The sequence below is a fragment of the Faecalibacterium sp. AF10-46 genome (assembly GCF_003604105.1).
GTDB lineage: Bacteria > Bacillota > Clostridia > Oscillospirales > Ruminococcaceae > Faecalibacterium > Faecalibacterium taiwanense.
In genome coordinates this window covers 44,041-69,144 of the sequence record NZ_QVGY01000008.1, presented here as the reverse complement: position 1 = coordinate 69,144, position 25,104 = coordinate 44,041, and the positions used below count along the sequence as shown (strand labels likewise).

The 25,104-nt window shown below is 47.5% G+C and carries 26 protein-coding genes; 11 read left to right on the top strand and 15 right to left on the bottom strand.

Features of this window, described 5'->3' with window-relative positions:
- Nucleotides 1-16 precede the first annotated feature (16 nt).
- Together DWV57_RS09670 and DWV57_RS09665 are read right to left on the bottom strand one after the other, a co-directional pair.
- Nucleotides 17-1,459, bottom strand: coding sequence for an ATP-binding protein (locus tag DWV57_RS09670; RefSeq protein WP_207666255.1), 1,443 nt, complete (start codon nt 1,457-1,459; stop codon nt 17-19).
- 143 nt (nt 1,460-1,602) lie between these two features.
- On the bottom strand, nt 1,603-2,883 hold the full coding sequence (locus tag DWV57_RS09665; protein WP_120020656.1) for an L-serine ammonia-lyase, iron-sulfur-dependent, subunit alpha: 1,281 nt from the start codon (nt 2,881-2,883) through the stop codon (nt 1,603-1,605).
- 175 nt (nt 2,884-3,058) lie between these two features.
- On the opposite strand from DWV57_RS09665, the gene DWV57_RS09660 reads away from it, so the two are divergent.
- Nucleotides 3,059-4,375, top strand: a complete 1,317-nt coding sequence (locus tag DWV57_RS09660; protein ID WP_120020655.1) for a M18 family aminopeptidase — start codon at nt 3,059-3,061, stop codon at nt 4,373-4,375.
- Nucleotides 4,376-4,845: 470 nt separating this feature from the next.
- Here DWV57_RS09660 and DWV57_RS09655 read toward each other — a convergent pair whose 3' ends face one another.
- Both DWV57_RS09655 and DWV57_RS09650 read right to left on the bottom strand, forming a co-directional pair.
- Complete coding sequence (locus DWV57_RS09655) at nt 4,846-5,664, bottom strand: hypothetical protein (protein ID WP_120020654.1); 819 nt, start codon at nt 5,662-5,664, stop codon at nt 4,846-4,848.
- Between the two features lie 11 nt (nt 5,665-5,675).
- Nucleotides 5,676-6,284, bottom strand: coding sequence for a helix-turn-helix domain-containing protein (locus DWV57_RS09650; RefSeq protein WP_243112338.1), 609 nt, complete (start codon nt 6,282-6,284; stop codon nt 5,676-5,678).
- A 162-nt stretch (nt 6,285-6,446) separates the two neighbouring features.
- Between DWV57_RS09650 and DWV57_RS09645 the strand changes: the two genes are divergently transcribed.
- Nucleotides 6,447-7,337 (top strand): DNA-binding protein, encoded by an 891-nt coding sequence (locus DWV57_RS09645; protein ID WP_120020653.1) that lies wholly within the window; start codon nt 6,447-6,449, stop codon nt 7,335-7,337.
- Nucleotides 7,338-7,426: 89 nt separating this feature from the next.
- Here DWV57_RS09645 and DWV57_RS09640 read toward each other — a convergent pair whose 3' ends face one another.
- The 3 genes from DWV57_RS09640 to DWV57_RS09630 are packed head-to-tail and all read right to left on the bottom strand — an operon-like array spanning nt 7,427 to nt 10,946.
- The gene (locus DWV57_RS09640) at nt 7,427-7,669 is read right to left on the bottom strand and encodes a hypothetical protein (protein WP_207666254.1); all 243 of its coding nucleotides are present in this window, start codon (nt 7,667-7,669) and stop codon (nt 7,427-7,429) included.
- A 13-nt stretch (nt 7,670-7,682) separates the two neighbouring features.
- Complete coding sequence (locus DWV57_RS09635) at nt 7,683-9,911, bottom strand: S8 family peptidase (RefSeq protein ID WP_120020652.1); 2,229 nt, start codon at nt 9,909-9,911, stop codon at nt 7,683-7,685.
- Nucleotides 9,912-10,946: an ATP-binding protein gene (locus DWV57_RS09630; protein ID WP_120020651.1), complete on the bottom strand. Its 1,035-nt coding sequence runs from the start codon at nt 10,944-10,946 to the stop codon at nt 9,912-9,914.
- 494 nt (nt 10,947-11,440) lie between these two features.
- On the opposite strand from DWV57_RS09630, the gene DWV57_RS09625 reads away from it, so the two are divergent.
- From DWV57_RS09625 to DWV57_RS14950, 8 genes are all read left to right on the top strand, one after another.
- The gene (locus DWV57_RS09625; RefSeq protein WP_120020650.1) at nt 11,441-12,376 is read left to right on the top strand and encodes a DUF932 domain-containing protein; all 936 of its coding nucleotides are present in this window, start codon (nt 11,441-11,443) and stop codon (nt 12,374-12,376) included.
- A gap of 10 nt (nt 12,377-12,386) precedes the next feature.
- A complete protein-coding gene (locus DWV57_RS09620) occupies nt 12,387-12,725 on the top strand; it encodes a DUF3848 domain-containing protein (protein WP_120020649.1) in 339 nt (112 codons plus the stop codon).
- Nucleotides 12,726-12,742: 17 nt separating this feature from the next.
- Nucleotides 12,743-13,654: a lambda-exonuclease family protein gene (locus tag DWV57_RS09615; protein ID WP_243112337.1), complete on the top strand. Its 912-nt coding sequence runs from the start codon at nt 12,743-12,745 to the stop codon at nt 13,652-13,654.
- A gap of 60 nt (nt 13,655-13,714) precedes the next feature.
- A complete protein-coding gene (locus DWV57_RS09610; RefSeq protein WP_120020647.1) occupies nt 13,715-14,431 on the top strand; it encodes a DUF1071 domain-containing protein in 717 nt (238 codons plus the stop codon).
- A gap of 12 nt (nt 14,432-14,443) precedes the next feature.
- Nucleotides 14,444-14,782: a DUF3846 domain-containing protein gene (locus tag DWV57_RS09605; RefSeq protein WP_120020646.1), complete on the top strand. Its 339-nt coding sequence runs from the start codon at nt 14,444-14,446 to the stop codon at nt 14,780-14,782.
- Between the two features lie 13 nt (nt 14,783-14,795).
- Nucleotides 14,796-15,158 (top strand): LPD28 domain-containing protein, encoded by a 363-nt coding sequence (locus DWV57_RS09600; RefSeq protein ID WP_120020645.1) that lies wholly within the window; start codon nt 14,796-14,798, stop codon nt 15,156-15,158.
- Nucleotides 15,159-15,270: 112 nt separating this feature from the next.
- Nucleotides 15,271-16,011 carry a recombinase family protein gene (locus DWV57_RS09595; RefSeq protein ID WP_207666253.1) on the top strand — a complete coding sequence of 247 codons (741 nt, stop codon included), beginning with the start codon at nt 15,271-15,273 and terminating at the stop codon, nt 16,009-16,011.
- Nucleotides 15,989-16,123, top strand: coding sequence for a hypothetical protein (locus tag DWV57_RS14950; protein WP_279221643.1), 135 nt, complete (start codon nt 15,989-15,991; stop codon nt 16,121-16,123). The genes DWV57_RS09595 and DWV57_RS14950 overlap by 23 nt, the downstream gene beginning before the upstream one ends.
- 80 nt (nt 16,124-16,203) lie before the next feature.
- On the opposite strand, the gene DWV57_RS09590 is transcribed toward DWV57_RS14950, so the two are convergent.
- The 4 genes from DWV57_RS09590 to DWV57_RS09575 form a co-directional block, all read right to left on the bottom strand.
- Nucleotides 16,204-17,757 (bottom strand): hypothetical protein, encoded by a 1,554-nt coding sequence (locus tag DWV57_RS09590; RefSeq protein ID WP_120020643.1) that lies wholly within the window; start codon nt 17,755-17,757, stop codon nt 16,204-16,206.
- Nucleotides 17,754-19,460 carry an AAA family ATPase gene (locus tag DWV57_RS09585; RefSeq protein WP_120020642.1) on the bottom strand — a complete coding sequence of 569 codons (1,707 nt, stop codon included), beginning with the start codon at nt 19,458-19,460 and terminating at the stop codon, nt 17,754-17,756. The genes DWV57_RS09590 and DWV57_RS09585 overlap by 4 nt, the downstream gene beginning before the upstream one ends.
- A 2-nt stretch (nt 19,461-19,462) precedes the next feature.
- Nucleotides 19,463-20,365: a hypothetical protein gene (locus tag DWV57_RS09580; RefSeq protein WP_120020641.1), complete on the bottom strand. Its 903-nt coding sequence runs from the start codon at nt 20,363-20,365 to the stop codon at nt 19,463-19,465.
- A 91-nt stretch (nt 20,366-20,456) separates the two neighbouring features.
- On the bottom strand, nt 20,457-21,464 hold the full coding sequence (locus DWV57_RS09575) for a WYL domain-containing protein (RefSeq protein ID WP_120020640.1): 1,008 nt from the start codon (nt 21,462-21,464) through the stop codon (nt 20,457-20,459).
- 255 nt (nt 21,465-21,719) lie between these two features.
- Between DWV57_RS09575 and DWV57_RS09570 the strand changes: the two genes are divergently transcribed.
- Nucleotides 21,720-22,061 (top strand): helix-turn-helix domain-containing protein, encoded by a 342-nt coding sequence (locus DWV57_RS09570; RefSeq protein WP_120020639.1) that lies wholly within the window; start codon nt 21,720-21,722, stop codon nt 22,059-22,061.
- Nucleotides 22,062-22,306: 245 nt separating this feature from the next.
- Here the strand turns inward: DWV57_RS09570 and DWV57_RS09565 are convergent, their stop codons facing one another.
- From DWV57_RS09565 to DWV57_RS09550, 4 genes are all read right to left on the bottom strand, one after another.
- Complete coding sequence (locus DWV57_RS09565) at nt 22,307-23,563, bottom strand: AAA family ATPase (protein WP_120020638.1); 1,257 nt, start codon at nt 23,561-23,563, stop codon at nt 22,307-22,309.
- A gap of 14 nt (nt 23,564-23,577) precedes the next feature.
- On the bottom strand, nt 23,578-24,222 hold the full coding sequence (locus tag DWV57_RS09560; protein ID WP_120020637.1) for a relaxase/mobilization nuclease domain-containing protein: 645 nt from the start codon (nt 24,220-24,222) through the stop codon (nt 23,578-23,580).
- Nucleotides 24,197-24,436, bottom strand: a complete 240-nt coding sequence (locus tag DWV57_RS09555; RefSeq protein ID WP_243112336.1) for an antitoxin — start codon at nt 24,434-24,436, stop codon at nt 24,197-24,199. The genes DWV57_RS09560 and DWV57_RS09555 overlap by 26 nt, the downstream gene beginning before the upstream one ends.
- Before the next feature lie 370 nt (nt 24,437-24,806).
- Complete coding sequence (locus DWV57_RS09550) at nt 24,807-25,004, bottom strand: helix-turn-helix domain-containing protein (RefSeq protein ID WP_120020635.1); 198 nt, start codon at nt 25,002-25,004, stop codon at nt 24,807-24,809.
- Nucleotides 25,005-25,104 lie beyond the last annotated feature (100 nt).

The following is a 25,104-nucleotide window of genomic DNA, read 5'->3' as shown; positions in this document are numbered from 1 at the left end:
TGTTTTTTTCTTGAAATCAATCTTTGCCGCGGTAGCCATACCGCTCTGCATTGCCCAGCAAATACAAGAAGGCAAAGGCCGGAATGCGGATCAGTTCTTTGCCATTTGGCGCACGATGTGTTCCGTAATCATCCGGGCGCTTGGTCACCACAATGGCCGCGCTTGCTTCATCACTCAGTTCGCAAATCATCGAATCATCCGGCACGGGGGCCTGTTCACGGTATTTTACTTCGATCAGGATCTTTTTGATGTTGGGATAATCAACCACCACGTCAATTTCCTTGTCTTTTTTTCCACCGCGATAATATCCGACCCGTGTTGCCTGTTGGTAGTAAAATGCTGCCACATGCTTATACACTGCAGTTTCTACCATCTTTCCCAATTCGATCGGATTCGTCAGAACGTCGTCATCCATCAGCACTGCGTTGCGGATCGCTGCATCTGCAATATAAATTTTGGGCTTTGCCTTTAGAATTTTATGGCCACCCATTTCTACTGGCCAGCTTTGATAGATCAGATTCGCGCTTTCCAGATAATTCACATAATTTTCCACAGTCGGGCGACTCACTCCGCCAAGATCGTTCGCAATCGCAGAAAACGAGACGATCTCGGACGACACATTGCATAAATACAGAAAAATGCGTTCCAGCTCTGTTGCACTCCGAATCTTGTAAAGTGCCGGGAGATCCCGTTTCAGCACCTTGTCTACAACATCTTCCCGCATGATCTGCTGCGCCATCAAGTCATCGGATGCAAGTGCAAGCTCCGGAAATCCACCCACGCGCAGATATCGCATAAAGTAATTCTGCACTTCTTCCAGCTTTATCATAACGGCCGTTCGTTCCTGCTGTGCCATATGCAAAAAGGCCGTTGGGCGGATCTCCGGCCCCAGCTCCGGGACTCTTGCACCGATCAGGGCACAGTACTCATAAAAAGACAACGTCGGCACCTGGATCACGCTCCAGCGTCCAGCACCGCTCTCTGAGCTTCCTTTCATCAATGCAGGACTTGCCGAGCCTGTTGCAACCATTTTTGTTTCCGGCTGCATGTCATAAATCGTCTTCATCCACTTATCCCAATCACTGGCATACTGGATCTCGTCAAAAAAGTAATAGCAATCCTGTTCCGCATACACATTGCTGTGATAGCATTCCAGCAGATCGTTCAGACCGCTCAGCTTCAGCATCGGGTGGTCCATCGAAACAAACAAGATCTTCTGCGGCGGGACACCTTTTTTCAGCAATCGGTCGATCATCTGATATTGGATCGTCGTCTTGCCAACCCGGCGGGTACCCGTCAGAACGATCGTCCGCCGCAGGTCCTTCTGCTCCAACCGCTTCATCGCCTCATAGTAAGCAAACCGACGATATGTCTTGGTAAAGCCAGGGTTTACCACGCCTGTGCCCCACCAGGGATTATACGCCTTTAAAACCTTCAGGATCTGTTCCTTTGTTGCCACAGACATTTTGCTCACCTCGCATTTATCATAAGGTATTTTTTCTATTTTGTCAACAAAAGATTAAAGTATACTTATATCTTTCACCGCAAATTATGATATTTCATCTTTTTGCTAACATTTTCATGTGATCCATACACTTTTCTTCATTCGATCATCAGCCGGATGATCTCCTCATTGGTCTCCTTCATGCCGTTCTTGCCCAGACGGCCGATGCCCTTTATGGTGGTCTCGATGTCCTTCATCACGATGCCGTCGCCGCCCTTGAACTCCTGATGGCACTTGTACATGTTGTAGCCAAGCAAGGCCGCGTCCACCGAGGATGCGATCTTTGCCGCGCAGGAGGCCTTTGCGCCGTCGCACACGATGCCGGACACGATGGCCAGCGCATTGACCACCGTGTGGATGGCGGCCTGATAGCCGTCGCCGCACAGATATACGATGCCCGCGCCAGCGCCCGCACCGGCGCTGACTGCGCCGCAGTAGGCGGACAGGGTGCCGATGCCGGTCTTTTCGTGGATGGCCACCAGATTGGAAATGATGAGGGCACGGTAAAGCTTTTCCTTGCCGCTGTGCAGCTCCTTGGCATATTCAATGAGCGGCACCGAGCAGGTGATGCCCTGATTGCCGCTGCCGGAGTTGATGATGACCGGCAGCTCACAGCCGTTCATGCGGGCATCCGAACCGGCGGCCGCCTTGGCCTTGGCCCGGATAGACACATCGTTGCCGTAGGTAGAAAGCAGCACCCGGCCGATGTTCGCGCCATAGTCGCCCAGAAGGCCCTCCTCTGCAATGGCGTTGTTATAGCGGATCTGGCGTTCCAGCAGGTCCGCCACATCCTGCAGGTCGGCCGTCTCGGCAAAGTCCCAGATGTCCTTCATGTTCAGCAGGCTGCGGTCGACCCGGCTGTCCCGCCGGGCCTCCTCGTTCAGCAGCGGCTTTTCGTAGAGCACCCGGCCGTTCTTTTCGATCAGGCAGATGTTGGTGTGAAAATCCGCAATGCGCACCTTTGCGTAGGAATCCCCGCTGCGCTCGGTAACGATGATATCGAACACATGCCCCTGCTCGATGTGCTGGATGGAAATGGGCACCGTCTGCAGATAGTCCCGGATGGCAGCCTTCTTGTCCTCGCTGACCTCCGAGATCACTTCCAGCTCCTTTTCTGCCGAGCCGGCGATGATGCCCGCTGCCACAGCGGCTTCCATGCCTTTCAGGTGGCCGGTGTTGGGCACGATGACGCTCTTCACATTCTTAATAATGCTGCCGCTCACCTGCAGCTGCACGCTTTCGGGCAGCATGCCCAGCACTTCGCGGGCTTTGGCTGCGGCATAAGCCAGCGCAATCGGTTCGGTGCAGCCCATTGCCGGGATCAGTTCTTCCTTTAATATTTCCACATACGCCTGATAGCGCGGATCACTGCGTTCCATGACGGTTCCCTGCCTTTCCTGTTGATTCGATATTTACCGACAGGAGTAGTATACTATAGAACCCGCGCAATGTAAAACAAATTCTTCCCCGCCCGCAGGACCGGCTATTGCAAAGCGCAAACAGCAGAAGTAGAATAGGAGCATCCAAACCGATAAATCCATGGAGGGTCTTCCAATGATCGAAAAAGAAGTACAGGAGCTGCTGTCCTTCATTGACGGCAATCCTACCGCATACCACACCACTGCATCCGTCCGGAACATCCTGCTGAAGGAGGGCTTTTCCGAGCTGCTGGAGAGCCGCCGGTGGCAGCTGGAACCCGGCAGGAGCTATTTTGTCTGCCGCAACGGCTCCAGCATCCTTGCATTCCGCATGGGAGAACAGCTGGAAAACTACAGCTTCAACGTGGCCGCTGCCCACACGGATTCCCCCTGCTTCCGCATCAAGGAAAACGCCGAGATCCACATGGGCCGGAAGTACACCAAGCTGAACACCGAGGGCTACGGCGGCATGATCTGCTCCACATGGATGGACAGGCCGCTGTCGGTGGCAGGCCGCGTGCTGATAAAGGAGAACAATGCCATCACTTCCCGCCTGCTCACGCTGGACCGCGACCTGCTGATGATCCCCAGCGTGGCCATCCATATGGACCGCGAGGTCAACGACAAGGCTTCCTACAACAAGCAGGTGGATATGCTGCCCCTGCTGGGCGGTGCCGCCGAGGAAGGCGTGCTGAAAAAGCTGATCGCCGCTGAGCTGCAGGTCGCAGAAGAGCAGATCCTTGGCAGTGACCTGTTCCTCTGCATCCGCGAAAAGGCCGCCGTCTGGGGCTGCAATGAGGAGTTCATCTCCTCCGGCCGTCTGGACGACCAGCAGTGCGTGTTCGGCATCCTGAAGGGTTTTCTGAAAGCACACAGCGCCCAGTCCATCAATGTTGCCGCCTTTTTCGACAACGAAGAAGTGGGTTCCGGCACCAAGCAGGGCGCGGCTTCCACCTTCCTGTACGACGTGCTGCACCGCATCGCGCAGAACGTCTGCCCCGGCGATGAGGACTTCCACCGTGCGGTGGCCTCCAGCTTCATGTTCAGCGCCGACAACGCCCACGCCGTGCACCCCAACCACCCGGAATATACCGATGTGAACAACTGCACCTACATGAACGAGGGCGTTGTGGTCAAGGTCCACGCCGGTCAGAAGTACACCAGCGACGGCATGAGCATGGCCGTGGCAAAGGAGCTTGCCGCCCGCGCCGGTGTCCCGCTGCAGTATTTTGCCAACCGTTCCGATAAGATCGGCGGCAGCACTCTGGGCAACCTTGCCATGGCACAGGTATCCATGAACTGCGTGGACATCGGCCTGCCGCAGCTGGCCATGCACTCCTGCTACGAGACCGCCGGTGCCCGGGACATCGTTTCTCTCATCCGGCTGATGGAGGAATTCTACGCCAGCCATTTTGAGGAGACCGCGTCCGGCACCCTTGCCATCTGCAAGTAAGACCCGTACAACCTGAATCATAAGGACTGCCCGTGGAAAAGCAGCACTGCTTTTCCACGGGCGGCTTTTCGTTTCCACTTAAGTGAGTATTGAGAAAAAACGTCCATTGTGCTACAATTATTCTGTTATAATATCGCTTTTTACCGCAGCGTAAAATCTTTTTCGCAAGGAGTATAATAAAAATGAAATTAGGTATCGGAGTTTACAATGCCTGCAATGCATCCTGATACCACTTCATATATCTCCACATTCATCGTTTCTATGTCATTTTCGTCTCTATGTAGATTTGTACATCTTACTGCATCTTCACGGCAAAAGGGTGAGTAAAGGGTGAGTGCATTCTCCGCTTTAATCCCACACAACCAGAAAAAATTATGGCCGCTCATGGATCAAGAGAATCTTTCTCCTTCCATAGGCGGCCATTCTTTTTTGTTCATGTGGCTTATATATTAGGCTTCTTCCTCGTTGATTCAATCCATCAGGTATGCATATCGGCGCATCTGTTCCCGAAGAAGGCACTCTACACGCATAATGACTTCCTCCGCATAGCCCTCTTTCAACATTTTAAGTTCTTCCTGTACCACTTTCATCCCAAAGTGGAAGTGAATTTGAATACCATACAGTTCTTCCGCAGCATCCACCTGCTGCACAAAACTCGAATGGAAGGGCTTCGCTTCCACTCGCTTTATGCAATCTTCCAAGGGCTGTTCTAACGAAAAATCAAAGCTGGTATCAGCCAATAGAGAAAGCCCCTGATCAAAAATCGGACTGAGTTCATAACAGTCTTTTTCGGTATCATACAGTACCGCAATGTTGTTCGTATGACGATCTTCGTTCAAAAAGAATGCATCCAATTCCAGCATTGCCGTCAGATATTTTCCAAAATCATGCAATCCCGTGTACTTTTCAACCTGTTCCACCGTATATCGGATTCTATTTGGAACTTCTGGAAATTCTACCAAGCTCAGCGCCAAACTCCTGCCTGTATTCTGACGATAAAGTTTTTCCAGCGGAATCAACTTCTGGTTTTCTTTCAGAAAATTATTGCTGCGGCATCCCAGCAGTTTCTGCCCTTTATAAGCGATCTCTACCGGATGATATTCTACAAAGGGATATTTCAGTTCCGTCTTGTGCAGCAATCTGGAAACCAGAACTTCAGACAGTCCCTCATAGCCCATGTGGTCGGCTTTATACCACTGATCGCCCAGTTTCCATTTCAACTGGTTTCCTTTTGATGTGTGTCCCTCGGTTTCCTGCACTGGAATCTTATTCAGGTCAATGCTTTCCATAATTCACCTTGTTACGATGCCTTTCTATGGATCACTTCAATCCACTGTTGATCTTCTGCCATCTTTCCCTTAGTCTTTTCAATAATCATAAGCGGATCATAGAAAGGTACTCCCACATCACTCAGCACCCATTTCAGATGCGCCCGTGTCTCAGGAAAGCAGCGGTCTTTCAAAAACCACTGAAAATCTTCCCATGTTGGGTTTTCAACCACGCCAAACGCTCTGAGTGGAATTTTGTCCGTATAATTTTTAATTTTGATCTTTTCGTGCTTGAAATCCACATCAATTGTCGTACACAGATCATTCCGGTTCATATAATTGAGGCGCAGCATGGTGTTCGGGTCATTACTGAAGTTCTGCGCACGTTCCAGCTGCTTGTAAATCGTCTGTCGACTGATGCCGTACTTTTTCGCCAACTCCGTTGCTCCCATTCCCTGCTGATGCAGAGCCAGCATCTCTGCCAACTGCTGCGGAGTCAGGCTGTTTTTGCGTCCTGCGCCGCGTTCATTATGTGGTTTTTCACTTTCTATAAGCTGTACTTTCTGCGCGATTGCCCGCAGCTGCTCTAAATCCACCGTACCGAAAATATCAAAAATCTGTGTCTTGAAGTCCTCTTTCACAGTCTCACTTCCCCTCATTTTCATTATAATCATTCTCTTTCATGATGTCAATATTTTAATTTATACACATTATTTACATCGGCAAGATTTTAGTTTTTACGCATTTGTTTATTTGATTTCTTGCCGATAAAATGATATAATCATCTTACAGGAGGTGTTCCGATGAACTATCGATCTGTCGCTGATACGGCAAAATCATGGAATGTTTCAGAGCGCACTGTCCGCAACTACTGTGCTACCGGCAAGATTCCGGGGGCAGTCCTTATCGGCAAGACATGGAACATTCCGCAGGATGCAGAGCGTCCAGAGCGCGTCAACAAAAAGCAACCGGCACCTCGTACCCTGCTCAATATTTTGCAAGATGAAATGGCCGGGCACGTGAAAGGTGGAATCTACCACAAAATTCAGATCGACCTTACCTATAACTCAAACCACATTGAAGGCAGCCGTCTGACCCATGACCAAACACGGTATATCTACGAAACCAACACCATTGGCATGGAGAATGGTGTTGTCAATGTGGATGATGTAGTCGAAACAGCCAATCACTTCAAATGCATTGATATAGTCATCCGGGATGCCAAGAAGCCCATCACCGAAGCTCTCATCAAAAAGCTGCACCTTACCCTGAAGAGCGGCACCAGCGATTCCCGCAAGGACTGGTTCGCCGTTGGCGAATATAAAAAACTTCCGAACGAGGTCGGTGGCAGAAGCACCACTGCGCCAGAACTGGTTGCCCCACAGATGAAAGAGCTTTTATCTGCGTACAATCAAAATTCTGCCAAGTCGCTGGAAGACCTGCTGGAATTTCACTACGCCTTTGAATCCATCCATCCGTTTCAGGATGGAAATGGCCGTGTCGGGCGGCTTCTGCTCTTCAAGGAGTGCCTGCGGAACAATATTGTTCCGTTCATTATTACGGATGACCTCAAAATGTTCTACTATCGTGGTCTCCATGAGTGGAAGTCGGAACAAGGTTATCTGCTGGATACCTGCCTGACCGCGCAGGATCAGTTCAAGGCCGTCATGGATTACTTCAGAATCCCTTATTAAGGATTTTGTCACCAAAAAGGATGCAATCTCACTTCTCACATGAGATTGCATCCTTTTAATATACGCAGGTATTGTTCTACACAACTATTTTATCGTTTTACATTTGACTGTGAAAGAACGCTAGCTGCAAAGCTCTTTGTTTCATTTGAATATTTATTGCTTTGCAGCACACGAGATGCAATATCCTCCATAGCTGCCCCGGTTTGTTTCGACGTCGAACGTTGTGAGAGGACACTAGCCGCAAGCGACTTCTGAATTTTTGAAGAGCCATTGCTATTCAGTGCCCTTGCTGCCTTTGATGCCATAGCGCTGCTACTTGTCTTGCGATTCATAACTATCCTCCTTTTAAAATTCGATTTCTTCTTCTGCCTTATTGTAAATATCGATCTGGTTTTCAACATCAATACGGTTGACCACCCATCCTCGCATCATGCATAGTTTAATAAAATCGTCAATACGATTTTCACCATACATTTCTTTTAAGGTAACAACCACTCCAAACGAAAGCCCACGGCCATTTTTCTCCTTTAGACGCTCTTTCGTCTTAATGCTTAGCCCCCACATTCCTGCGCCATATACCTTTCGTGGGACAGCTCGATCCTTCAATTCTTCGCTTATAAGTTTTACGTTATCCCACTTTCGGTATAATTGGCGTGCCTCAGGCTCATAAAGATGTTTTCCGCCCTCGTCTCCTTGAGAATTGGAGTTGATCGGCGAGATAGATGCCTTTCCTTTCGTTTCCACAACTCGGCCAAAATGAATATCCATTTCTGTGCTTGTGTAATCGACTCCCTGATCCCTCATACATTTTGGAAAGTAACAGAGTGTCGCGCGAGCATAGAATGGTTGCTTATCCTTATAAATTGGTACAGGGATTCTGTACGTGTAAGTTTCGTATGCATCAGTTGTCCCTGTCATAACAAAACGTATCTCATCGTCTGCTGTTTTGACAATATTTTCAATTCGTTGAGGAACAACTCCATATCCAATAGAACATGAGACATCGTCTTTTCGATTCCACCCTGCCGCAGCGTCAATTATTAGTGCCTTTGCAATCTCACGTGAAAAGCCCAATGTGCAAATCAAATAAGCCATCTTGCGGGCTATCCATGGAGCAGAAAAAGAAGTTCCCTTTACAAAGCCTTCGCCAGTTGGCGTACATACATGCATAGGCTGACCAATATCTCCACCATAGTAGCTAACATCTGGTTTGTGAAAGAACGAAAGTACCGGACCAACGCGGTGATACGAAGCCGGATTTCCTTCAAGCGTCACAGAATTTACAACCAACGAGTTTAGCGAATCAGCTGGTGCCCCTATGGGAATCGGTTTCTGATCTGGATTGCCATTGGTTCCTGCAATCACAAACACAACATCAAACTCGCTTTGAATCTTATCAAGTTCCGCAGCTTCTGGAGAAATGAAGTTCGGCTTTATTGGCAGTATCGATCCAAGGGAAAGATTCCATACTTTGATATCACGATTTTGAGAAACCGCCTTACGAATCGACCTGAGAATTGTGTAGGAACTGAATCTACCCATTTTGGCAACGCCAAAATGCTTCACTCTGAACCGCCCACACCCATCGTCCAGCATAGGGTTAATCGTTGGGCCATCTACAATAATAGATGTAACCTCTGTGCCATGCGTATAGTCACGTGCATCCAGTTCTATGCCATCCCCAAGCATACTTTCATACGAAACCCAATCTTTGAAATAGACATCCTCACAAAATGGCGTATCGATTACTCCAATAATAGGCTCCTGCTTTGGTTCCGGTATTTGAACAATATGCGGATCGCTTGCGATGCTTTCTTCAGGCGGCACTTCTCTCAAATCGCGAACCTTCATAGCTATAAGATATGGTGCATTTTCTTTTAAGCACGCAATTTCATCTGGCCGCAAAAGCACCGTATTTTCATCAATTTTCTTTGCATTCAGGTAATCAATACCAATCGCGCGAAACACGTCTTCTGTTTTCACGTCCGTACGATAAAGAGTGACAATTGCATCTTTTTCTTCGTCTGTTTCTGCAAAATCAACTGAAAATTTTTGAACATAAAAAGCATCCACAACTACATTCACGAAGTTTGTCTTTGCCAAACGAGCCGAGTGTTTGTATTGCTTGTGGCCGTTGTTTAGAGCTTCAATATCTTTATGAGAAATTCTGCCATTATAATCGTGCTCTACAATTTCTTTGGCAGCAACTAGTCTTATGATGCTTTCCGTAATGATATCTAATCCAACATAGTATGTGAATACATGCTGGATATGAGGTGCTTCTCCGGCAAATTTAGCGCCCCGAATGGAGTCATTAGGATCAGAAGCACCACGGCATAAAAGACCCCGAATTCGGTTACTCTTTGCAACCACGCTTGTATAATAAGCACTAATAAGCGCACCCTTGATTAAAGTATGCTCACTCCAATAAGTCTGCAAAGAGCGCAAATCGTTAATTAAGCTCAGGATATGAGCAGACTCAACAAACCTGCCAACAGGAATATTTCGTTTTCCACCCCCAGAATTTCCGCTCTGGTGCTCGAACTGCCCCTTTAATTGAAGTATGCTATTCATTTAGTCCTCCTTCAATTCTCGAGATACTTGACTCTTTGATATTCCGGTTAAAATTTCTATTTCTCGCATAGTAAATCCTTGCGATTGCATAACATGAATGTCCATCGGTTCGGTATACACAGCTTTATAAAAGCGTCTAAGATAATCAAACTCGTCCGAAGGATTGCTAAACGCTACAGACGCTCTGATGATATTCTTTAGTTCACCCGGGTAAGGGATGGGTGACATCAGGCTGACAATTTTACGGAATAGTCTGATATTTTTCCCTGTGCATTTAAACTTGTTTAGGAAGTCATTAAGCAAAACCTCCGCAATTTCCGCCAAATCTTCCTGTGAATACCTATTGAAGTCAATAATCGAGTCAAATCTTCTGACTAAAGCCTTGTCGAAATGGTCAAATAAATTTGTCGTTGCAAGTAAAACAACGCGGTCATCCAATCTATCAAATTCTTTGAGTAGTGTGGATGTAGCCCGTCCCATTTCACGTAGATCGTTCGAATTGGTCCTATCCAATGCGATAGAATCGATTTCGTCAAATAGCACAATCACTTTTTCTGGATGGGCAAATTCTGTTATTTCACGAAATAGCGAAACAATATTCTTCTGTGTTTGTCCAAGTTTACTATCAATCACGGCAGAAAAATCTACGGCGTATAGTTCGCGATTCAGTATCCGTGCAACTTGCTTAGCCGTTTCGGTTTTTCCTGTACCAGGAGCACCCTGGAACAGGAATTTGTTAATTCCAAGATTTCGACTAATAGCATTGACCATGCCCATTACATCTTGTTCGATCAATTCAGGAAGAGGAAGAGGAGAATTTCCAACAGTTACCTTTTCAAAAAAGCCAGATGACAAATCACTCACTTGGGGAACAAACGTGTTGGCATTTGAGAGAAGTGCCATAATGTACTCCGCCAACTGGTAATCGCCCACTTGGTCAAATTCTTTTGCAATCTCATATGCCTCACTTCGAAAACCCGCTTCATTACCTTCAGAATGATACCGTATCAAATTTATAATGTTCTTCTTTTTCATGGAAATCCCTCCAAGACTAATGGTACTTACATTGTAAATCAATTTGGGACAAAAGTCAATATATTGGGACAACTTTCTAAAAACACACAATGTTTCCTTTACTCGTCTTCGTACACTTCATGCCGCACCAAGCACCAAAAAAGAATAGTATTATAACTTTCGGTTCCTGTGCATCAATAATTTAATTATTATAAATTTTTATTTTTTAAGCCACTCACCCAGATATAATAATCGTGAATCCGAAACCTCTGAGCCGAAAGACTCAGGGGCTATTTTTATGTCTGGAGGTGAGCATTTTTGTTATTTCGCACCATCACTATCATTATTACCATCGTATTTTAAAGCGCAACAGCGCAGAAAGGAAAAAACGCAATGGATTTTTGGCCCGAAATCATCAAAGAAGTTGGAACGGTGCTGATCGATGTTCTCGTTCTGATTGCTGAAGAAGTCGAAAAGAAAAACTAACAAAAACAAATCAAAAAGGAGACTTTACTATGTCTGCAAACGTTGAAACTATGTTCTCTGTCCGCGAAACCCCTTGGCACGGCCTTGGCCGTATCGTGATGGATGCCCCTGCAAGCCGTGAGGCCTTGGAGCTGGCCGGTCTGGATTGGCAGGTGGAGAGCCGCAATATCTACTCTGGTGCCGGTGCTGTGATTCCCGGTTATCGGGCTAACATCCGCAGCACGGATGATGCCGTGCTTGGTGTCGTATCTGACCGCTACCGCATTGTGCAGAACGAAGAAGCGTTCCAGTTCACCGACGATCTGTTGGGCGAAGGCGTTACTTATGAAACTGCCGGTTCTTTGCAGGGCGGCAAGAAGGTCTGGATGCTGGCAAAGCTGCCCGAAAAGTACATCATCGCCGGAGACGAAGTGACACCGTATCTTGTGTTCTTCAACAGCCATGATGGCAGTTCTGGTGTAAAAGTCGCTATGACCCCGGTTCGAGTGGTCTGCCAGAACACCCTAAATCTGGCTCTGGGCACGGCAAAGCGCATCTGGACTGCCCGCCACACTGAAAATGTTCTGCTCCGTGTGCAGGATGCCCGTGAAACCTTACAGCTTGCCAACAGCTACATGGGGGAGCTGGGCAAGGGCATCCATGAGCTGACCACCATCAAGTTGTCTGACCGCAAGGTGCAGGAGTTCATCAACGAGTTCTTCCCCATCACGGAAGACTTAACCGATGGCCAGCGGAAGAATAACCTGCGCTTGCAGGAAGATTTGAAGACTCGCTATTATAATGCACCCGATCTGGAGTGGGTCGGCAAGAATGGATGGCGGTTCGTGAACGCTGTTTCCGACTTTGCCACCCATGCAGATCCCATCCGTAAAACTCGCAACTACAACGAAAATCTGTTCCTGCGCACCGCAGAGGGCAATCCCATGATCGACAAGGCTTACAAGATGGTGCTGGCAGCAGCATAAAGGAGGACGTATGAACGATGTGAGCAACCGGGTTGTCCGGGAATTTTCTGAGTTCCTGAACAGCATTGAAGCCGATTTCCCGAAGCCGACTTGTACTACAGCATACGAGATCACGATGAAAAGCACTATCGTCAGTGCCTTGATTACGCTGGACACCGAAAAGCAGATGGACGAGCGTTTCTGGAACCATCTCCGGGTGCAGCGGAATATTCTGGATTTCTTGTATGCCCTATGGCTGGATGATGACCGTACCTTGGTGGATGAGTTTTCCACGATTATCAAGGACTTGGTGGAATATGATTTCTCTATAGCAGAAGAACAGATGAAAGAGAGGTTGAACATTGCATGAAAAGGCTTGTATCTACATTGAATTTGACCAAAGAAGATTGGCTCCGTTACCGTAAGTGCGGCATTACCGGCACGGATGCCGGGGCTATTCTTGGCCTGAATCCTTACCGTTCTGCATTTCAGGTGTACCACGATAAAATCAGCGATACCATTGAATATATCGACAACGAGGCCATGCGGCAGGGTCGTGACTTGGAGGATTATGTAGCACAGCGGTTCTCCGAAGAAACAGGGTTTAAGGTGCGCCGTGCAAATGCCATTTACCAGAGCGAGGAACATCCGCTGCTTCTGGCAGACTTTGACCGCCTGATTGTTGGGCAGAAAGCAGGGCTGGAGTGCAAAACGGTTTCACCGTTTTCTGCGGACAAGTGGGCTGATGGGAAAATCCCGGCTCACTATCTGGCGCAGGTTGACCACTATCTGGCTGTCAGCGGTTTCGACTGCTGGTATATGGCGGCTCTGATTTTCGGCAGAGAGCTGGTGATCCACAAGATCGTGACGGATAAGCAGGTGCTTTCTGATCTCATTGATAAGGAAGAACTTTTCTGGACGAACCATGTTGTGCCCCGGCTTCCCCCTGCACCCAACGGTTGCGATTGTGACACCCAGCAGATCAACCAGATGTATGAGGTAGACAACCGGGATAAGACCGCTGACCTGAGTGCTCTGCATGGACTTCTGGATAAGCGGCAGGAGCTTTCTGACCAAATCGAGCAGATGGAACAGGAGAAAACGGCTATCGAGCAACAGGTCAAGCTGAAAATGCAGGATGCTGCCTATGGCACAGCACCGGGTTATAAGGTATCGTGGGTGTCCTCCGAAAGCAAACGGGTGGATTCCCAACGTCTGCGGAAAGAGCAACCAGACATTTTCAGCCAGTACAGCAAAAATGTAAGCAGCCGCAGGTTCACCATCGTTCATGCGGCATAAAACTTTGTATATGGCGGCAGGAAGTGACTTCTCTGCCGCCTTTTTTCTTGGAGGGTTATTATGGCTACGGAAAATCCATTCGTAAAATTATTTGCTATCGACTTCAAAGATCATCTGGAAGTCAAAAAATCCGGCAATACGGAACTGAAATATGTAAGCTGGGCGTATGCCTGGGCAGAGGTGAAGAAGCTGTATCCTTCTGCCAGCTATGAGGTCAAGAAATTCAACGGCCTCCCCTATGTTTATGACCCCATAACAGGCTTCATGGTGTACACCTCGGTCACGATTGAGGGCGTTTCGCATGAAATGTGGCTGCCTGTACTGGATGGCGCAAACAAAGCCATGAAAGCTGTGCCTTACACCTATACCACCCCGAAATGGGACTACAATCCGCAGACTCGCCGCCGTGAAAAGATCGGCATGGAAGAGCGCACCGTAGAAGCAGCCTCCATGTTCGATGTGAATAAAGCTATCATGCGGTGCTTAGTGAAGAACCTTGCTATGTTCGGCCTTGGTCTCTATGTCTACGCCGGAGAGGATTTGCCGGAAGATGCTGCACCGCAGCCGGAGACAGAACCGCAAAAGCAGCCGAAACCGAAATCCGCTACCCCGAAGCAGGAACAGCCGCCTGTGCCCTGCATTTGCACCCGGTGCAATCAGCCCATCAAGAGGGTCAAGCTGAAGGATGGCTCCATCATGCAGGCGGCAGAGTTTGCCGCCACCCATGAGGGAATGTGCGCTGACTGCTATAAGGCTACAAGGTTAAACGTGGCATAAGGAGATTTTACGATGAAAGAGCAAAAAATCAAAGTCCTTGCGCTCCTGCCAATGGAGTTGCCAAAGGAGATCGAGCTGGACAACACCCTTGAAGCCATGCAGAAATTTGTAGGCGGACTGATCGAATGCATCACATTGAGTGACACCGGTTCAGCGGTCACACTGGTCTGCAATGATGAAGGCAAGCTGCTTGGCCTGCCGCTCAATCGTCCGCTGTGGGATGGAGCCGATGTTCTTGCCGGGTCGGGATTTCTGGCCGGATGTGACAACGAAGGGAATCTGACTTCCCTGCCGCAGAGTGCAATGGATTTCTACAAAGAGAAGTTTAGAGCTTTTATCATTGAAATTTAAGGAGGAACGCCTTATGACCTTTAATGCAATGACCGAGCACTACGAAGAGATCACGGTTTGCGGAAAGCCTGCACTGTTCACCAGCATCCGCATCAGGAGAGATACCGTCCCGGATGGTCTGTACGCCTACGATGTCCGGCATGATGATGAGTGCCGGGGCATCCCTTGCGAAATCGCACCCTTTGTGATGGTCAATCACTGGGGCACCATCGTTCTTGCGGAGCCGCTGGAACTGCCGGACGATGGGCGGCGATATATTGACGAGGAAACCGACTGGGATTATTCTCCCTTGGAGGGCGAGGGCACCACCGACCATAAGCCGTGTACCACCATTTCCGATTTTATGGCTGTCTACGGCCACCAAAAACTGTCTTAAAGATGCCGTGTGGACAGTTTTGTATCAAAATCAGCCGTTTTCAGACCATTTCAAGGTGCAAAACACAGTCTTAAAAATGTCGCTCGTTATCTTTAAGCCAGAAAGGAGACGCATGAACATCTATGGCTATTGCCGCATCTCTACGGCAAAGCAGAGCATTGACCGTCAGATCCGCAACATCAAGGCTGAATACCCAACTGCCCATATCGTGCAGGAAGCCTATACCGGCACGTCTATCTTTCGCCCAGAGTGGCTGAAGCTCTACCGGGTTCTGAAAGCAGGAGATACGGTGGTGTTCGATTCGGTGTCCCGGATGTCCAGAAATGCAGAAGAAGGTTTTGCTCTGTACGAAGACCTCTACCATAAGGGCATCCGGCTGGTATTCCTGAAAGAGCATCACATTGATACCGAAACTTACAAAAAAGCCCTGTCCGGCAGCATTGCCATGACCGGGACAAATGTGGACTTCATCTTGAAGGGCATCAACGAATATCTGATGGCCTTGGCAAAGGAGCAGATCAAGCTGGCCTTTGAGCAGTCCGAAAAAGAAGTTGCCGATTTGCACCAGCGCACCCGTGAGGGACTTTTGACGGCCCGGCTGAACGGCAAGCAGGTTGGCCGCAAAAAGGGTGTTGGATTTGAAACGAAAAAAGCCAGAGAAGCCAAGCAGATCATCCGCACCCATTGTAAGACCTTCGGCGGCACACTTGACGATGCCGAGTGCATGAAACTCATCGGTCTTGCCCGGAATACCTATTATAAGTACAAACGTCAGATTCGTGTTGAACTGATGGCTGAACAGGATTTGCCGAAAGGAGCAAGTATCTTTTATGAACCGCCAAAATCATTCTGAGCCGGAGAACAGGCTCACTTTGGAGGAACAGCAAGAGTTTTTAGAAATTCTGGCCCGTCTGTCCCCTGAACAGCGTGAAGCACTGAAAGAAGTGCTCAAGTCCTTTACCTAAACAAAACAGTGCGGAGTGGCATCATGTCACCCCGCACTGTTTATTTTTTTTTCTACACCCCAAAAAACGAATTCTTAAAATCAAAAAAGGCTCACTAAATTGCTGAAGAATTCAGTAACATGCTCGACCGCACAGGAGGCTATATCGACGGCTGTTTGCGCAACTTTTTTCGCAACGGTTTTTCCGACTTCAAAAGCCTTCCGTGCTCCTTTTACCGCAAGCTCACCCACTTTGGAGCCAGCCATATAGGCAACGGTTCCTCCGACAAAACCGCCAACTGCTGCACCGACCGGACCGAATGCCAAACCGACAGCGCCGCCTATCGCTGCACCTTTGCTCATGGAGGCCAAGCCCGCCACGGTTGACACCGTGGTTTCCTGCATTTTTTCAAAACCCTCCCGGAGGGTAAGCTCCCCAGTGGCAACCTTGCCCAGCACCTTTACATTTTCCACCGCAACGTATGCGATATTTGCAAAAGTGCCTGCGGGCGTGCCCTTCGGGATCACGGAGAGAATCTCTTTTTCTGAAGCCACTTTCAGCGCACCTGCCGTTGCTGCCTTTACGCCAAAGTCGGCACCGCCGGTCAGAGCAGCCTCCACCACTTCCTGCCCGTCGATTTCTTCTCCGTTCCAGACCTTCTGTGCCACAGTCATACCTGCACCGATCACAGCCCCTTGCAGTGCTGCTGCACCCGCCTGTTTGCCGATGCCCATGGCAAGATCCTTGACCTGATACTCGTTCCAGTTCAGTTCACTCCAATTGCCGCTCTGGGCCTCTTCCTGCATCTGCTTGGCTTTTTCCTTACTCAGAGGCTTGCTGGTGGTTCCATCCGGCGCTTCAATGACATTGGACGATTTCTTTTCGATTTCCTGTCCGTCCGGGATCAGTTTTCCTTGGCCACGGTAGTCCCCTTTTTCAAACATCTCCCCCGTTGCGTGGGAATCCTGCCCGTACTTGCACTGATACCGCTTGACGATTTTGCCTTCGCCATCTACAATGACGACATCCACCGAATTTTTTCCGTAAGCACCATCCGGTTCCAGCACCTTAGCACGATATTCGCTTCCTGTTGCTTCGGCATTCAGGTTAAAAGTCTGTGCATGGTACTGTTCCGCAATATACCCGTCCAGATTCGGGTTCTGGCTGGGCACACCGGCCTTGGTGTTGATGGTGTGGTAAAGCTGCTCGTTAGCTGTATCCAGCGCCTTATCCAACCCAGCCAAATAGACCGAGGCTTCCTGCGCCGACATTGCCGAAATTGATTTCTGGGTCTGCGCGGCAAACCAGCTCTCCCTGCTGCGGCCATTGGCAACAGCTTCTTGCAGGGACTGGTGCATCGCTTCGTTCCGGTGCAGGGTGGTAACGATCTCGTCCGTCATCTTATGGATCTCTTCCGAAGGTTCCTCCGGCAGATATTCCTGCAGCTTTCCACCCAGCCATTGCTCCACCGGCTGTTCCGGGTGGCTGGTATAGCTCTGCATAAAATCCGTGTAGATCGGCTTGACCTTTTCCCAGTCCTCCGGTGTGACCTCCGGTGAACCGGTTTTCTGTTCCAGCAGTTCCGGCTCCGGCATATCCACTTCCAGAACAGTCACATCCACTTCTTCATCATAGGGCTGCACAACCGTTTTCATTGCTGCTTCCCTTTCTGCTCTTTCGTCAGTTCTCCAAACATTTTAGCATAGATCCCGCACTTTGCGCTTGTGACGCTCGCAGCCGTTCTTACTCCCGGTTCCGCTATTACCTTTGCGGCCTCCGCACACGCCCGCCAGGGATTCGGCTCCGCTTTTGCTTTTGCAGCCTTCACATACGCCTGTGAGGGGTCCGGTTCTTTTTCCTTCTTGTCGTCCAGGCTGGCAGGCTTGATATCGATCTTCTCCACAGTTTTCTGGATGCTGGCGATCTTATCTTTCAGCGTGCAGGAAATGGACTTAGTGTCCTTGATGGAGCGGATCAGATCGGCCGTGGTAATGGTCGTTCTGCCCTCGATAAAGGCACGTTCAATGGTATCCTTGACCACAGCTTCCAGGTCTGCGCCATTGTAGCCTTCTGTTTCTTTGATAAGTGCAATGGAATCAATGTTCTCATTCCACTTTTTGCGCTTTTTCAAGTGAATTTCCAAAATCTTCCGGCGCTCGGTTCCATTGGGCAGATCCACAAAAAACAGCTCATCAAAGCGGCCTTTACGCAGAAATTCCGGCGGCAGACGGGAGATATCATTTGCGGTCGCCACAATAAAGACCGTATTCTCTTTTTCCTGCATCCAGGTCAGGAACTGACCAAATAACCGTGTAGTCACATCGTTGCCGCCGCCCTCGCCGCCGACACCGGCAAAGGCTTTTTCAATTTCATCGATCCAGAGCACACACGGGCTGATGGCCTCCGAAAGCTTGAGCGCGTTCCGCATATTCTCTTCGGATTCACCTACATACTTGCCCAGCAGCCGTCCCACGTCCAGACGCACCAGCGGAATCTCAAACAGACTTGCCGTTGCCTTGGCAGTCAGGCTCTTACCACAGCCCGGCATACCGATGATCATAATGCCTTTTGGCACATCCACACCGAACTTGATGGCCTTGTCCAGTTCCCGGAAGATAAACGCCTTGCGGTACAGCCAGTCTTTCAGATTTTCCAGACCACCGATGTCCTCAATGCTTTCACTGAAGTTAACGATCTCCAACATGCCAGATTTCTTGATGAACTGCTCCTTTTCCTTCAGGATCAGAGCCTTATCTCCTCGTGTGATACAGCCACCGTCCTGATACGCCAACGTCAGAATCTGCCGGATCTGGAACTCGTTCAGTCCCTTGAACGAAAGGGCAATTTCGTCAATGGTGTCAGCATCCACCTCAATTTCCATATCTGTGATGAACGCACGAATAATGCCCCGAATTTCGTCAATGGTCGGCAGCGGGATATCAAAAATCGTAATGTAATTTTCCAGCTCACGCGGAATGACCGTCACTTCAGAGATAATAAAAATCGTAGCACTGTAATTCTCGTTATAGAGGTTGTTTTCCGCAATGCGCTTCATGTACGCAATTACTTTGGGATTATCCAGTTCCCGGTGGACATCCTTCAGAATAAGGAAGGTCTGCTGCTCGAACCCATCATCCATGGTCAACTTCAAAAATTCTTCCAGAGAGCAATCCTTCATGGGGCTTTTGGTCTTAAAGTCCACAAGTCCAAGCGCATTGTTGAACTCCACATATTTTGCACCCTGCCCAACGTGCGCAATTGCCGCATCGATCACCTTGAAATCAAAGTGATTAATGTAAATGATTGGGTGCAGCGCGTCAATGTAGGAAGCCAGGATATTTTCTGCACTGCGTTTCATCCTTACACCTCCATGTAAAGCATGGTGCGCATGGAAGAGTTGCTCTTATAGTCAATGCCGTCTACAACGGGGAATTTTCCGTTGATCTGAGCACTGCCAAGATCTCCGCCGATCACACCAGCAGAACGGGCAAAGTCGCCGTCTACAATACTGAGCAGCATGTATTTCTGTCCCTTCGGCTTCAGGTCTTTCCAATAGCCGTCCGTAACACCAGAAAAGGATTTCAGGTTGTCACCCAGTGTTTCCATAATTTCTTTTTGTCCCAGCATTGTTTTAATTTTTTCATAGAGCACATAGTTGTCAGAGCCTGCCGGAAAGGTCAGATTCTCCGGGTCGGGTGCAAAGCAAACTTCACGCGCCTGCTCATTCATCAGGAAGCACATGACAGCCAGAAGCATCTTCTGGTCAGTCAATTCCGTTAAAACCCTGCGGTAATCATATTGCAGCACCCACTTGTATTTCTCTACGATCTCCTGAATAGCCGCCTTGATCTGCGCAGCATCATTTTGGTTTTCGAAAATGGTATTGAGCAGGCTCCGATATCCCTGCTGATAGTCTTCAATGATGCCTTCTACCTTATAACTTTCCTGTTTGTACTGCTCGTTCTCGATCTCGCTTTCCACCTTATATTTCAGGATGTAAATGCTCTTTTCTACTTCTGCCGGATCGCAGGGAATCTCAAAAATCTGAATCAGCTCCTTGATGATACCCATGGAATCTTCCGAACGGATTTCTTCCACCTTTTTCAGCTCTTCTTCGTAGCCACGCACCTTCAGCCAGCGGCAGAGCAGACCATTGCGGTAATAGTCCAGCACATCCTCAATGGAGAAATTGTTCTGAAGGTCTTCAATAGTCCGTACCGGTGTGTTGTCACAGATCAGATTGAACTTGATAGTTTTAGCCATTTTCTTTTACCTCCTGATTTCTAAGTGTGTTCCTTTCAGTACATTTCGCAGTTTAGTTTTATTCGCTCTCCTTGTTCGTAAGACAGCCTCCTTAATACCAATCGTCCATCTTTTCAAGTTCCTGTTTCATCTCCTGCACCAGTGTTTCCGGCGCAGTCACTTTGACTTTGCCGCCCTGACTGAGCAGCCACATTTTTACGCCGGTGCCAAACACCTCTGCCTCAATGGAGCACACGCCCTCTTTTTCATCTACAACTTTTGCCATGGGGAACTTGTCCAGCACAGCTTCCACCGATGGGCCGTAGTAGTTGAAGTGGATTGTCTGCGGCTCACCGCCGAACATGAACTGAGTACGGTTTTTGTACTCGCCCTCTTTGAAACGGTCTTTATAAGGAACAGAGAACTTTTCTCCTGTTTCCCTGACGGAATGGATTCTATCAAGCCGATAAATGGTGGGATAAGGATCGTTCTTTTTATGGAAAGCCTCTCTTGTGGAGCTGTCTGTGATAATACCCATGAGATAGAAATAATACTCTGAGAACATCAGCCCCACCGGCTCAACCGTCCGTTTTACGATCTGGTGGTCTTTCAGCTTTTGATACTCGATTTCCATCACCGACTGATTTCGGATGGCCTGTGCCACCATCCACAGATTGTCCGGGTCAACTGCTGCATGAGCCGGGTCGTGATAGTTGAACAGCTCATTACTGATAAACCACTCAATGTCTGCTTTTTCCCTCTGCGATACACAAAGGTTCAGGATAATTTGCAGTTGCTTTTCCACCTGTTCTCTGGTGAAGGCACGGCTTTCCAGCAGAATCTTACATAGGGCCAACACTTCACCTTTGGAAAGCTGCTCAATTTCCTGTGTGACCAAACGGTATCCGTTTTCCTTTTTGTCGTACTCGATTTTTCTTACAATGCCTTCCTTAGCGCACTGTTCTGAAAGAAAATCTCTGATGCTGTCAATATCTCTCTGGATGGAGCGGACGTTCACATAGTACTGCTCTGCTGCTTCCTGCTTGTTGATAAGCTTGCCAGAAAGAAAATCCTGATAAAGTTCCAGCACACGGGTCGTTTTTAAGGTATCTGCTGCCATTGGTTTGTCCTCCTCTTCGGTTCAGCCCCATTATAGCAACGAAGATGGACAGGGAGTGTCTACCATATCATTTTTTCAGAATGTTTTACCACAAATTTTATCGAATCGATTTCTTTCTTGTATCATATCACCCAAATTAGATGCCAGTAATATGATTTTTGCTATTTAAAGTATACGACTTATACAATTATCGGTCAAGCCTTATCACAATAAAATCGTAAGTACACACTACGATTTATCCAAGGAGGCTAAACCATGGAACGAGAGAAGCCCACATTTGATATCCTAGGCCGTATTGAGCGGGAACGCCTTTCCCGTGGCTGGTCTGAGTATGCCCTCGCAGAAAATTCTGGCCTGACACAATCTACCATTTCTACATGGCGCAGACGGAATCTTCAACCCAATGTAGCTTCTCTTGAGAAAATCTGCTCCGGCCTTGGTATCTCGCTTTCCCAGTTCTTTCAGGAGGAAGACTCTGTTTACTTAACCTCCGACCAGAAGGAACTTCTTGATCTCTGGGCTAAACTCTCTCCTGCTCAAAGAACTGCGGTCTCTCAAATGCTGCGTTCCTTCCTATATATAAAGGAAACGGAATAAATTTTTCCGCTCGTGAGCCGCTTGTGTCAAAAGCGAATTTCCGCGAGCACCCTCTCACGGCACACCCATTTTCAGAATGGGTGTGCTACAGGGGCGCTTGCAAAAATTCACTTTCGACACGCGCGTCTCACTCACGGACTATGTTTTTGTAGCTTCTTATATAAGATAAAATTCAACTATTCCGCAGCAAAATACGGTCAAGCCCATGAAGGACTTGACCGTTTTATCATTTTGAATAATAGGTTTTAGATACAAGATTCCCGAATTTTTGTAAGGTCACTGTTCAGAAGCGTTTCATGTTCCAGAAGACCATGCTGCACAGCAAGCAGAAAATACTTATTATTATGAAGAATCTTATATGCTCTTCGGTAAAGTTCTTCCAGTTTTGCTGACTTGATGGCTTCATTATAAGAAAGTCTCTGCTCGGACATTCTGTTATCCCCTGATTCAATTCCTACGAAGCCACCTCCTGCAAAGTGACACTGCCAAATATCCATGAGCTTATCTGCTTGCTCTATATCGGCCGATGCCTGAATATCCATAACACCATAGATCAGAGACACACCCGCTCTGCCTGCCAATGTTTTGGTCACTTCATCCAGAAATTCCTCCTCATTTTGTGCATAAGTAGCACAGCCATTTGCCATACCACCGATCACACCTTGGCTTCCGCGAACCGTGACAATTCCAATGCTTCCGGGGTGAAGAACTTCTCCGACCACTGCATGGGCTGCTTCATGTACTGCAATCTTCTGCAACTCTGTGGAGTCGGTTTCCTTATCCGTTTTTTGGAGTTTATATACCACCTGAAGAAGAGCTTCTATGATATCTTCCTTCTGGATGTGCTCATGACCTTGATAGACACTATTCAGCGCAGCAAGGTTCATTACCGTTTCCAGTGTAGCACAGCTTACCTTGGGCATAGCCTTGACGATATCTGGAATCAGCACATCCTCCGCCAAATCTTTATCCCTGAGATAGTAGCTGACAATGTTCTCTGCATTCTCTCCAATCGGAGGTTGCAGATAGATTACATAATCAAATCTACCCGGTCTCAACAGGGATGGTGGCATATACCTTGTATCGTTAGTAGTAGCAATCACAAAAAGATCTGTATCCTTTGCATCATCAATACAGGCTTGCAGACAAGCCCATTCCGGCGCATAGGGAGAGGTGGATTCTACATAGAGGTTCAAATCTTCTAGGAGCAGTATACTAGGCACTTCCTCCTTTGCCATAGCAAATACAGCCCTTAATTCATCCAGAAAACTGTTTTCCTGACTGGTTTTACGAAAAACAAAGGGCTTTCGTTCAGATTCCTCCATCAGGATAGATGCCAGCAGACTTTTTCCAAGACCAGGATCAGATTCCATCAGCAGCCCTCTTGGAATAGAAATGCCCTTTCTTTTATAAACCTCCGGTCTTTTTAGAATATCCAGAATCTGACGCAGAATCTCTTTCGTAGATTCGTAGCCGATAACTTTTTCATCAAACTTATCCATTGTATTCTCCCTTCTTATTTGCGCTTTGATTTTTTGTTCTGATTCATTTGACCTTTTGCTGTCAGAGAAATGCTTCCGTATCGAACGATATCATCGCCATACAATGCAGCTTCTCTTGACTGTCTCATTTGGATATTATTTTGAAGCATCTCGTCAAACTCAGATTTCCATTGATTTGTTACCGTTACAAGCATCTTCCACTCAGATTTCCATTGAATATGAAACATATTCTGTGTTTGAAACGATACTGCACAAACTGCAAAATGAATATGTACATTAAATCTATCCGCATGAATTCCATAGGCTGTAATATAACCGTTCTTCGCATAGATACTTGCTATTCTTTCTGCTAGAGATACTACATCCTGTGGCAAAATACAATCTGTTGCTGCGAAGGAAACAATGCGGTGTTTTGCAAACTGCGGAATACCTTTATGTCTTCTCCTGACTTCAAAAAGCATCAGATGATAAACTGAACTCGGATCACACAAATATTCATTGGGAATCATCGCTGGCTGACAACCTGCCAAGGTATTTGTTATAGTATTCGTTCTTTGACTATCTTCTGCTGTCTTATCTAATCTAAGAATATATTGCAATAAATGTTTTAAGTCCTCCGAAGTTTCATACTTATCATTTTTGAGTTCGATATAACACATATCTATGAACCTCCTCTTTTATCCCTTCCAGATCTTTTTCACTCGCATAATATCCAATATTAGATATAATTTCATCAACAAGGTCTGCATCTATTTTAGTAAAATAGATTGCACTCTTAAATACTTCTGTGGCATTTTTACCAGTTTCATTCATTCTCTGTTGTAGATGAATTTTATCTTCATCTGTCAATCGTATACTAAAGATATTTCCCATTATAAGCACCTTCTTTCTATTCATATATTTCATAAAGATAAATTAATATCATTGAAAATACAGATGAGAATTTATAGAATAAAATATTATTTATGACGGCATCCGCCTCCCCCTCCTAGCAAGAATAGCCAAATGTATATACACTACACATTCGGCTGCTCTTGTGCGACTGTTTGTACTACAACTACTCCATTCAGCCGCTTTATCCTAATGTTAGTGTCATTAATAAAGATTAACTTTCACCTTCCTTCTGCTCTATACATTATTTAGCATTAACATTGGATTACCCGTATGTACATCACTCCATCAAGCACTACTTTCAGGCAATAGAAAACCCACATGGAACATCATCCATGTGGGCTTTTTCATGTTACCACCCAACTGATTTCAGGTGGGATTCTTGTATAATATATTCCTGCACTGCTCTCTTGGGGATCTTCCAGGATCGGCCGATTCTCATGGCCTTTATCTTTCCTGACTTCAATAGCTTATAGGTGGTGTTCATACCACATCCCAGCATATCGGCAACTTCTTCTGGGGTTATCAGAGTGTCGTAGCAATCAAACATAACGGCAAATCCTCCTTTTGTGAGTTACTATAATGTTGCCGAAGGTCAAATCATACCAGATACAGAGAAAGGGCGACCACTTGCGTGATCGCCCCTTTCG